Here is a 9,711-nt window from a genome sequence, read left to right as displayed (position 1 = left end):
CTTCGAGCGGCGGCTGGACATCCACGAAGCGCTGTTGAAACTGGCTGCAGCGATCATCTGTGCGCGCTTCGTGGATCGGTGGTGTTAGCCGCTCTAAACCCTACACCCTGGCGCTGCCAGCGAAGTCCTTGCAGAACGCGTTGCTGATCATCAGACGCTGGCAGCTTTGGCGGACAGGGACTGCGCCAGGATGCCCTTCAACTCATCGCGCAGAGCCTGGGCCTCGGCCTGCAACCGGGCATAGTCGGCCAGCAGCACGTCGGGGTCGTGGCTTTGCTGCTCGCCAACGTGGGGGTTCTTCTGGTCCAGGTTGTAGCCGGCAGCCTTGATCTGGTCGACGCCCACCTTCCAGGCCCGTTCGTTTTCCACGCGGGCGGCAAAGCCGTCGTCCTCGGTGCCCCACCAGGCTTTCTCGGCATCGAACTCGTCGATGCGGATGGGCTTGGTCTTGTTGTAGTTCTTCGCGCCCGGCGGGTAGGGGTGCTCGTAGTACCAGATGTGCTGCGTCGACTGGCCCTTGGTGAAGAACAGCAGGTTGGTCTTGATGCCGGTATAGGGAGCGAACACGCCATTGGGCAGGCGGACGATGGTGTGCAGGTTGCATTGCTGCAGCAGTTGTTCCTTGATGCGGGCCTTCACGCCTTCACCGAACAGGAAGCCGTCGGGCAGCACCACGGCGGCGCGGCCATGGGGCTTGAGCAGGTGCTGGATGAGCACGAGGAAAAGGTCGGCCGTCTCCTTGGTGCGCACGTCGGCGGGGAAGCCGGCCTCGATGCCGGGCTCTTCGATGCCGCCGAAGGGCGGGTTGGTGAGGATGACGTTGACACGGTCTGCCGCCGTGTAGTCGCGCAGCGGGCGGGCCAAGGTGTTGTCGTGCACGATCTGGCTGGGTACTTCGATGCCGTGCAGCAGCAGGTTGGTGACGCAGAGCATGTGCGGAAGCTGCTTTTTTTCTACGCCACGGATGCTGTTTTGCAGTACCGCTTCTTGGCCGGCATTGCGCACCTGTCTGCGCAGGTGCTCGATGGCGCAGACCAGGAAGCCGCCGGTGCCGGTGGCCGGGTCCATGACGCTCTCGCCCAGTTGGGGGTTGATCATGTCCACCATGAACTGGGTGACGGCGCGGGGCGTATAGAACTCGCCCGCGTTGCCGGCGCTCTGCAGGTCGCGCAGGATCTTTTCGTACAGGTCGTTGAACTGGTGGCGTTCGGCCTGCCGGTTGAAGTCGATGGTGTTCAGCTTGTTGACCACCTGGCGCAGCAGATGACCGCTCTTCATGTAGTTGTAGGCGTCTTCGAACACGCCGCGCACCACGTAGCCGCGCGGGTTGCGCACGGGATCGGCATTCAGGCCCTTGAGGGCCGGGAAGAGTTGCTTATCGACAAAATCCAGCAAGGCCTCGCCGGTCATGCCTTCCGGATTCGCGGCCCAGGCGCGCCAACGAAGGTGTTCGGGGATGGGGCTCTGGTAATGATCGCGGGTGGTTTCAAGCTCTTCTTCGAGCGCATCAAAGACTTTGAGGAACAGCAGCCAGGTCAGCTGGCTGATGCGCTGTGCATCGCCGTCAACGCCAGAGTCCTGGCGCATGATGTCTTGGATGGATTTGATGACAGGAGACAGGTTGGACATGAGCGGTTATCGATCCAGGATCTTCTTTTTCTCTGCAGCAAACTCTTCGTCGGTCAGCACGCCTTTGGTCTTGAGGTCGTGCAGTTTGTTCAGCTCTTCGTACCTGTCCACATCCAGCTTTTCAAGCTTGGGGATGCTGACCGCATCGGGAAATTCGTGGGGCATGGGCAAGATGACCGGGTCCGGGCCCTTGCTGCCACCGCGTGTGATGTTCTTGTAGACACCCAACCCCGCCCCGATGACGGCACCCGCCACCGGCCCGATCAACGGCACCGGTATGGCCACCACGGCCCCCACGGCAGCGCCTGCTGCCGCATCGCGGGCCATGTCGGTTTTCAGGGCGTCTTTGCCCAACCGGGCTATTTCCGTCACCACTTTGGTGGCGGTGTCCACAGCCGCGTCCGTGGTGCGTTTGATGTCGGCAGGCTCGGGTCGAAGGTCTTGGGCTACCTGGACCGCCTTGGTCTTGGCTTTGTTCAGCAGGTCTTTCATGAGGATGCGCCTTCTCCAGCAGTGCTGCCGGTTGACGTGGTGGGGAAATACAGCTCACGCTCCAGCGCGGCGAGCGCATGGAGATACTGTGGGCGGCCGCCGAAGCTTCGCACCAGTTCCACTGGGCTGCCAAGGCTGGCAAACGGCTGAAGCTTGAACACCTCATTGCTTTCGATGGTGGAGACACCTTCGTCGGCATATTTGTCGAGCAGCGCGTCCAGCACCTTGCGGGCCGTGGGACCATACTGCGTGAAAACGTTGCGCTTCTTCACGCGCAGCGCGCGCTCGCGGCGGGTGAGCGGAGGCTGATCGTAGGCCACGTGCAGCAGCAGGTCGAAGGGATCGAGGTCCTTACCCACCTCGGCGGCCAGCGCTTCGATCAGCACGCCTTGTGCCTCCAGTTCGGACAGCAATGCCGCCTTGCGATCGGCCTGGTGCCATGTCTGCAGGAACTGGTCCAGCGATTCATACTGTTTGCGCAGGTTGATGCGCGTGTAGTCGCGCAAGCTCTCCGTCACCAGTTTGCCCTGGGCGTTGAGGTATTGCACACGCTCTCGGGCCACCACCACGGTCACATCGTGGCCCACCGTGTATTTCCGTGGTTCGTCCGACGTGCCCGCACCTCCCTGGTCAGGGTCAAAACCAGGCGATGGCCAGCCGGGAGTGGTTGCATCAGGCGGAGCTGGGAGGTCTGTAAACGGAGGCGCCAATGGCTCACCAGGCCCTGGTTCGTACACCTGCACTGGGTCACCATCGAATTGCTCGTCCGCGAACAATTCCGTGGCCCGCTTGAAGTCGAGAATGGTGAACCAGCTTTTGTCCAGGTCTTCCCGCAAACGGGTTCCTCGGCCAATGATCTGCTTGAAGAGCGTCATGGACCGAATGGTCTGATCGAGCACGATCACCTTGCATGTCTGCGCGTCCACACCCGTGCTCATGAGCCTGGACGTGGTGGCGATCACGGGATAGGTTTTTTCCGGATCGATGAAGTTGTCCAGCTCGCGTTTGCCCTCGGCATTGTCCCCCGTGATCCGCACCACGTATTTCGGCTGGGAAGCGCAAATGTCGGCATTGGCGTTGCTCAATGCCTGCCGCATGCGGGCCGCGTGTTCGATGTCTTCACAGAACACGATGGTCTTCGCGTAACGGTCTGTGGCTTTCAGGTACTCCGTGATCTTTCGGGCCACGACTGCATCGCGCTGCTCCAGCACGAGCTTGCGGTTCATGTCCGCACCGTTGTAGATGCGGTCTTCGATCAGGTGGCCGAACTTGTCGCGCATGCCCTCCGTGGGCCGCCATCCGAAGGTGTCTCGATCGAGGTCCACGCGAACCACCTTGTAAGGGGCAAGGTATCCGTCTTCGATCCCCTGGCGAAGGCTGTAGGTGTAGAGCGGCTCGCCAAAATAATCGATGTTGGAGACATCTTCCGTTTCTTTCGGAGTGGCCGTCAGTCCGATCTGCGCCGCGCTGGAAAAGTAGGTAAGGATGTCGCGCCAGGCCGAGTCTTCCGCAGCACTGCCGCGATGGCACTCGTCCACGACGATGAGATCGAAGAAGTCCGGGCTGAACTGCTTGTAGATGTTGCGCTCTTCGTCCGAACCGGTCACGGCCTGGTAGAGCGAGAGATAGATTTCGTAGCTTTTGTCTACCTGCTTGGTGCTTTTGCTCACCGCAGTGACGATGTTGTCCACCGCCGGTTGACCCGCAGCATCGATGCGCTCCACACCCTTGGCATGGGGGCTGAGTTTGGCCATGGCTCCCTTGAACGGCCGGAAGTCATTGACCATGGTCTGGTCGATGAGGATGTTCCGGTCTGCCAGAAACAGGATGCGCTTCTGCCCTGCCGCTTTACCAGCCAGCCACGGAGACTTCCACAGCCGGTGAATGATCTGGAACGCGGTGTAGGTCTTGCCTGTTCCGGTGGCCATGACAAGCAATACCCTCTTCCGCCCCGCCGCGATGGCTTCGACGGTGCGATTGATGGCCAGAAGCTGGTAGTAGCGCGGTGTCTTGCTGGGTGCATAGTCGGTGCTGGCGATCTGTTGCACCTCAGTCGTCCAGCCCTTCCAGACGCAATACTTGGCCCACAGTTCGTCAGGGGTAGGAAACTCGGTGAGCGCGAGGTTTCGCTCCAGCACACCATCCGAGAGCGTGGCATCGCGGAAGACGAATCCCTCGCCATTGCTTGCAAAGCTGAAAGGTACCCCGAGCAATTCGGCATACTGGATTGCCTGTGGCATTCCAGCTCCTACCGCATGATGGGGGTCCTTGGCTTCGACCACTGCCAGCGGAACGTTGGGCTTGTGGAACAGAACGTAGTCTGCACGCAGGATGCTGTTTTTGTCGCGAAACGCTGTGTTTCCGCGCACCACCACTCGTCCGGCACGCAACGTGTACTCGCGCAGCACTTGGGCGATCAGGTCCCAGCCTGCGCTGGCAATGGCCGGACTGATGCGCTTTTCGCAAACGTCGGTTTCGCTCCAGTTTTTCTTGTCCATGGCTCCTCGCCCGTTCTTCCAGCCTTGGCCTCACCTATCCACGGCATGAAGGATCATTATCCGAGAGGAATACGCATGCCGGCGCCCTACGTCCGCAACGTCTCCCACCCCAATCCGAACTTGAGCAAATACTTCCTCAACCGGTCCGCATCATTGACCACCGACCGCTGCGTACGCGACTGGTCGAAGAGCCGCCGCCCCGCCTCGGACAGCGTCGCGCACTCCCTGCAGACGCGCACGACAGCCTCCAGCTGCAGGCGGTCGAACAGGTCCAGCGTGCGGGCCATGCCAGCGGGCAGCAGACGGTCCAGCTCCTGATCCAGGTCGGCATACGGGCCTTCGCCACGGCCCCCGAGGCCCGCGGCTGAGCCCCCTGTCTGTGCATGGCGCAACTCCCCCGCAGGTTGCCAAAGCCACCGCAAGCGCTGGATCTCCGCATCGACCAGGGCGGTGGAGATCCGCCCCCCGTCCGCCAGGGTCGCCATGCGGGTCACGCTGGCCGACAGGTCGCGGAAATTTCCGTTCCACGTGGCTTCCGGCGACCGCGCGAACTGCAGGTAACGGGCCTTGGCTTCGGCGCTGAAGCGCACGGCGCGGCCGGCCTCTTCGGCCACGCGCGCGAGCAGGTGGTCCACGTTGGGCTCGATGTCCTCGGGGCGCCGCGCGAGCCCGGGCAGCACGTAGGACCAGAGGTTGATGCGGGCGAACAGGTCTTCGCGAAAGCGGCCTTCGGCCACGTCGATGCGCAGGTCGCGGTTGGTGCCGGCGATGAGCTGGAAGTTACTGGCCACTTCCTTGTCGCTGCCCATGGGGAAGAAGCGCTTTTCTTCCACGGCCTTGAGCAGCATGGCCTGTTCATCCAGGCCCAGTTCGCCGATTTCGTCCAGGAACAGCACGCCGTCGTGCGCGGTGCGCAGCAGGCCGGCGCGGTCGGCCGCCGCGCCGGTGAAGGCGCCCTTGCGGTGCCCGAACAGGGTGGAGGCCGCGCCATCACCGCGCAGCGTGGCACAGTTCACTTCCACGAACTCGCCCTGCACCTGGTGGCGGGATTTCTTGAGCTCGAACATGCGCCGGGCCAGGTGCGATTTGCCTGCGCCGGTGGGGCCCGTTAGCAGGATGGGCGCCTGCGATCGCACGGCCACGCGTTCGATTTCGTCGATGAGGGCGTTGAAATGCGCGTTGCGCGTGGCGATGCCGCTCTTGAGAAATTCCCGTGCGTCCGCCCGGGCCTGGCTGAAGCGCTGGGCCAGCGCGTCGTAGCGGGAGAGGTCCAGGTCGATCAGCGCGTAGCTGCCGGGGTGGCCGCTCTCCTGCTTGCGGGGCGGAGCGGTCTGCAGCAGCACGCCGGGAATGAAGCGCGACTCCACCATCAGGAACATGCAGATCTGCGCGACGTGCGTGCCCGTGGTGATGTGCGCCCAGTACTGCTCCCTGGCCGGGTCGAAGCGGTACCCGCGCACCCAGTCGTAGAGGGCGGCGTACATCTCGCCGAAGTCCCACGGGTCTCCCACGTCCATGGGCACGAGGTTCACGGTGGTCTGCGGCGAGATGCCGGCGATGTCGCGAACCACGGTCTGCGCCAGCGCCTCGTACTTGGTTGCGTAAAGCAGTTCCATGCGGTCCACCAGCATGTCCTCGTGCTGCACAAGCGATACCGTGGGCCGCCACTTGGTCCAGCGCCCCGCTCCCTGGCCCGAATCGAGTTGCGTACCGATGAAACCAACGACGACGTTGCGCTTGGGCATAGCTTTCTGGATAGATAACTTAGCTCACATTCTAGTTTGGGGTGATTTTTGAATGCCGCGAGTTTGAGGCAGAAGCCGTTCCAGGAAGATTTTTCTCTTTCCAATCAACGGGTTATGAAACTTCGCTGGTGCCGTCATCCGTGTTGGCACGCGCGTTGCAAAGAAGAAAGCACATACGAAGAAACGCAACGCAGACGAGAGGTCATCATGGTCAACACCCAACTCTTCCAGACGCTCAAGGCACGCCTGCTGCCCGACGCCACGGCGTGCAACGCGGCTGCGGCACCGGCCTACGCCTTCGGCCCGCGGCACCAGCTCGCGCAACTGGCCGCCACGGGTTGCCTGAGCCGGACTTTCTATGCGGATGCGCAGGACCAGCTCGATCAGGTGACGGCGTTGGCCCGCGAACTGGAGCCCGCCTTTCTCGCCAAGACGGCTCTGTATGCCCGCGAATCCGGGCACATGAAGGACATGCCCGCCCTGCTGGCCGCGCACCTCGCGGTGCGCGACGTGGCCCTGTTGGGCCCGGTGTTCGGCCGGGTTGTGGACAACGGCAAGATGCTGCGCAATTTCGTGCAGATCGTGCGCAGCGGGGCCGTGGGCCGCAAGTCGCTGGGTACGCGGCCGAAGAAGCTGGTGCAGCAGTGGCTGCTGGCGGCTTCCGAGAAGCAGTTGCTGAATGCCGCCGTGGGCAATACGCCTTCGCTGGCCGACGTGGTGAAGATGGTCCACCCGAAGCCGGCCGAGGCCTGGCGTGCGGCGTGGTTCGCCTGGCTGCTCGGCAAGCCGGTGGATGAAGCGGCGCTGCCGCCCATCACCCAGGCGTTCGAGCGCTTCAAGCGCGAAAACGCCCAGGGCCTGGCGACCGACGTGCCGGACGTTCCGTTCCAGATGCTGACGGCGCTGGAGCTGGGCCCGGCGCAGTGGGCGCAGATCGCCCGGGCGGGTTCGTGGCAGATGGTGCGCCAGAACTTGAACACCTTTGCGCGGCATGGCGTGTTCGGGCTGCCCGGCATGGCCGAGGCGGTGGCCGCGAAGCTGGCCGACCCGCAGGCGGTGGCGAAGGCGCGGGTGATGCCGTACCAGTTGCTGTCCGCCTTCAAGGCGGCCGGGGACGCGGTGCCCGAGGCCGTGCGCGATGCGCTGCAGGACGCGATGGAGCTGTCGCTGGCCCACGTGCCGGCCTTCCAGGGCCGGGTGGTGGTGTGCCCCGACGTGTCGGGTTCGATGGGTTCGCCCGTGACGGGCTACCGGGGGACGGCGACGTCCCGCGTGCGGTGCATCGATGTGGCTGCGCTGGTGGCTGCCGCGGTGCTGCGCCGCAACCCCCAGGCCCGGGTGCTGCCATTCGAGCGGGAGGTGGTGAAACTGCGGCTCAATGCCCGCGACTCGGTGATGACCAACGCGCAGGCGCTGGCCGCCATCGGTGGCGGCGGGACGAACTGCAGTGCGCCGCTGGCCCTGCTGAACCGTGAGCGCGCCGCCGTGGACCTTGTGATCCTGGTATCGGACAACGAATCCTGGGTGGACGTACGGCGCCATGGCGCGACGCGGACGATGCTCGAGTGGGAGGCGCTGAAGAAGCGCAACCCGCAGGCGCGGCTGGTATGCATCGACATCCAGCCGAATGCGACGACGCAGGCCGCCGAGCGCAGCGACATCCTGAACGTCGGGGGATTCTCCGACGCGGTTTTCGGGATGGTCGGCCACTTCGCCGCCGGCACCCTGGATGCGGAGCACTGGGTCGGAGAGATAGAGAAGATGCCGCTGGCCGCGCAGTAGCGCAGCGGCGATGGAAGTTGGAGGATGTCCCGGGCGAATGCCTGCAGGAGTACAGCACCTTTTGGCCACGCGGGCCTGCAAGCCCGCAACGGAGACCCCGTCGGCCGCTCTTGCACTCTTCGTCGCCCGGGACGGCCGCCTGGTCACGCCTTTTTTGCGATGCCTTGCTGCGAATGCAGGTGGAACTACAGCCTGTCACGCTCGTGGTCGCGGGTTCGATTCCCGCCGGCGCCCTTCGGGTGCCGTAGCTCAGTGGATAGAGCACGATTGTTTCACCACCCCTTGTCGCAGCGGGGCATCCGCTTTTTTTCATGGAGAAGAACAACATGTCGAAGACGAACTATCAACTGCAGGAAGTGCCCGGCGGCGTGCCGGTGAAGATGTGGACGCAGGGCGTGCCGGTCGAGGACGAGGCCCGCCAGCAACTGGCGAACGCGGCACGCCTGCCGATCGTTTTCAAGCACATCGCGGCGATGCCGGACGTGCACCTGGGCATCGGCGCCACCGTGGGCTCGGTGATCCCGACCCTCAAGGCCATCATTCCGGCCGCCGTGGGCGTGGACATCGGCTGCGGCATGATGGCCGCGAAGACCACGCTGCGCGCCGAGGACCTGCCGGACAGCCTGGGCCCGCTGCGCTCGGCCATCGAGCAGGCGGTGCCGCACGGGTCGGCACCGCGCCACCGCGGCCGCGATCCGGGCAGCTGGGAGCAGCCACCCGAAGCCGTTGACCAAGCCTGGGCCACGCTGGCCGACGAGTTCGAGGCGCTGTGCGAACTGCACCCGCGGCTGAAGAACACGAACAACCGCAAGCACCTGGGCACGCTGGGCACGGGCAACCACTTCATCGAGGTCTGCCTGGACGAGGCCGGCTTCGTGTGGTTCATGCTGCATTCCGGCTCGCGTGGCGTGGGCAATGCCATCGGCACGCATTTCATCGAACTGGCGAAGAAGGACGCGGAACTCCACCAGCGCAACCTGCCCGACAAGGACCTGGCCTATTTCGAGGAAGGGGCGCGGTACTTCGGGGACTATGTGCGCGGCGTGTCCTGGGCGCAGAAGTTCGCGATGAAGAACCGCGAAGTGATGATGGACCGGCTGATCGCCACCGTGCGCAAGTCGATCCCGAAGCCGTTCGAGGCGCACGTGGAGGCGGTGAACTGCCACCACAACTATGTGCAGCAGGAGCGGCATTTCGGGCAGGACGTGTTCGTGACCCGCAAGGGCGCGGTGAGCGCGCGGCGTGGCCAGATGGGCATCATCCCGGGCAGCATGGGCGCGCGCAGCTACATCGTGCGCGGCCTGGGCAATCCGGAGAGCTTCGAGAGCTGCAGCCACGGCGCCGGCCGCGTGATGAGCCGCACCAAAGCGAAGAAGCAGTTCACCGTCGAGGACCATGCCCGGGCGACGGCGGGGGTCGAGTGCCGCAAGGATGCCGACGTGATCGACGAGATCCCGATGGCCTACAAGGACATCGACGCCGTCATGGCGGCGCAGCAGGACCTGGTCGAGGTGGTGCACACGCTCAAGCAGGTGGTGTGCGTGAAGGGTTGATAAAGATGAAGG

At 64.0% G+C, this 9,711-nt stretch carries 6 protein-coding genes and 1 pseudogene; 3 read left to right on the top strand and 4 right to left on the bottom strand.

The window, feature by feature from the left end; genetic code table 11:
• Window positions 1–88 (top strand): annotated as a pseudogene (locus T336_RS27210) (IS5/IS1182 family transposase); the annotation flags it as partial.
• Window positions 89–150: 62 nt separating this feature from the next.
• Here the strand turns inward: T336_RS27210 and T336_RS0112410 are convergent.
• The 4 genes from T336_RS0112410 to rtcR form a co-directional block, all read right to left on the bottom strand.
• Entirely contained in the window at window positions 151–1,629 is a 1,479-nt protein-coding gene (locus T336_RS0112410; RefSeq protein WP_026432779.1) for a type I restriction-modification system subunit M, read from the bottom strand.
• Window positions 1,630–1,635: 6 nt separating this feature from the next.
• Window positions 1,636–2,121 (bottom strand): SHOCT domain-containing protein, encoded by a 486-nt coding sequence (locus T336_RS27205; RefSeq protein ID WP_035225868.1) that lies wholly within the window; start codon window positions 2,119–2,121, stop codon window positions 1,636–1,638.
• Entirely contained in the window at window positions 2,118–4,619 is a 2,502-nt protein-coding gene (gene hsdR, locus T336_RS25115; RefSeq protein WP_051647169.1) for an EcoAI/FtnUII family type I restriction enzme subunit R, read from the bottom strand. The genes T336_RS27205 and hsdR overlap by 4 nt, the downstream gene beginning before the upstream one ends.
• An 86-nt stretch (window positions 4,620–4,705) precedes the next feature.
• A complete protein-coding gene (gene rtcR, locus T336_RS0112395) occupies window positions 4,706–6,364 on the bottom strand; it encodes an RNA repair transcriptional activator RtcR (RefSeq protein ID WP_026432778.1) in 1,659 nt (552 codons plus the stop codon).
• Between the two features lie 207 nt (window positions 6,365–6,571).
• On the opposite strand from rtcR, the gene T336_RS0112390 reads away from it, so the two are divergent.
• Window positions 6,572–8,146, top strand: a complete 1,575-nt coding sequence (locus T336_RS0112390) for a vWA domain-containing protein (RefSeq protein ID WP_026432777.1) — start codon at window positions 6,572–6,574, stop codon at window positions 8,144–8,146.
• A gap of 326 nt (window positions 8,147–8,472) precedes the next feature.
• A complete protein-coding gene (locus T336_RS0112385; RefSeq protein ID WP_026432776.1) occupies window positions 8,473–9,699 on the top strand; it encodes an RtcB family protein in 1,227 nt (408 codons plus the stop codon).
• Window positions 9,700–9,711 lie beyond the last annotated feature (12 nt).

The sequence above is a fragment of the Paracidovorax oryzae ATCC 19882 genome, assembly GCF_000687165.1.
GTDB lineage: Bacteria > Pseudomonadota > Gammaproteobacteria > Burkholderiales > Burkholderiaceae_C > Paracidovorax > Paracidovorax oryzae.
Note: the sequence above shows the minus strand (reverse complement) of the source record. Positions and strands in the feature narration are given on the sequence as shown.

Bases quoted from the DNA above. Each gene is read 5' to 3' on its own strand.
- T336_RS0112410 (WP_026432779.1), bottom strand. From the start codon at position 1,629: ATGTCCAACCTGTCTCCTGTCATCAAATCCATCCAAGACATCATGCGC.
- T336_RS27205 (WP_035225868.1), bottom strand. From the start codon at position 2,121: ATGAAAGACCTGCTGAACAAAGCCAAGACCAAGGCGGTCCAGGTAGCC.
- hsdR (WP_051647169.1), bottom strand. From the start codon at position 4,619: ATGGACAAGAAAAACTGGAGCGAAACCGACGTTTGCGAAAAGCGCATC.
- rtcR (WP_026432778.1), bottom strand. From the start codon at position 6,364: ATGCCCAAGCGCAACGTCGTCGTTGGTTTCATCGGTACGCAACTCGAT.
- T336_RS0112390 (WP_026432777.1), top strand. From the start codon at position 6,572: ATGGTCAACACCCAACTCTTCCAGACGCTCAAGGCACGCCTGCTGCCC.
- T336_RS0112385 (WP_026432776.1), top strand. From the start codon at position 8,473: ATGTCGAAGACGAACTATCAACTGCAGGAAGTGCCCGGCGGCGTGCCG.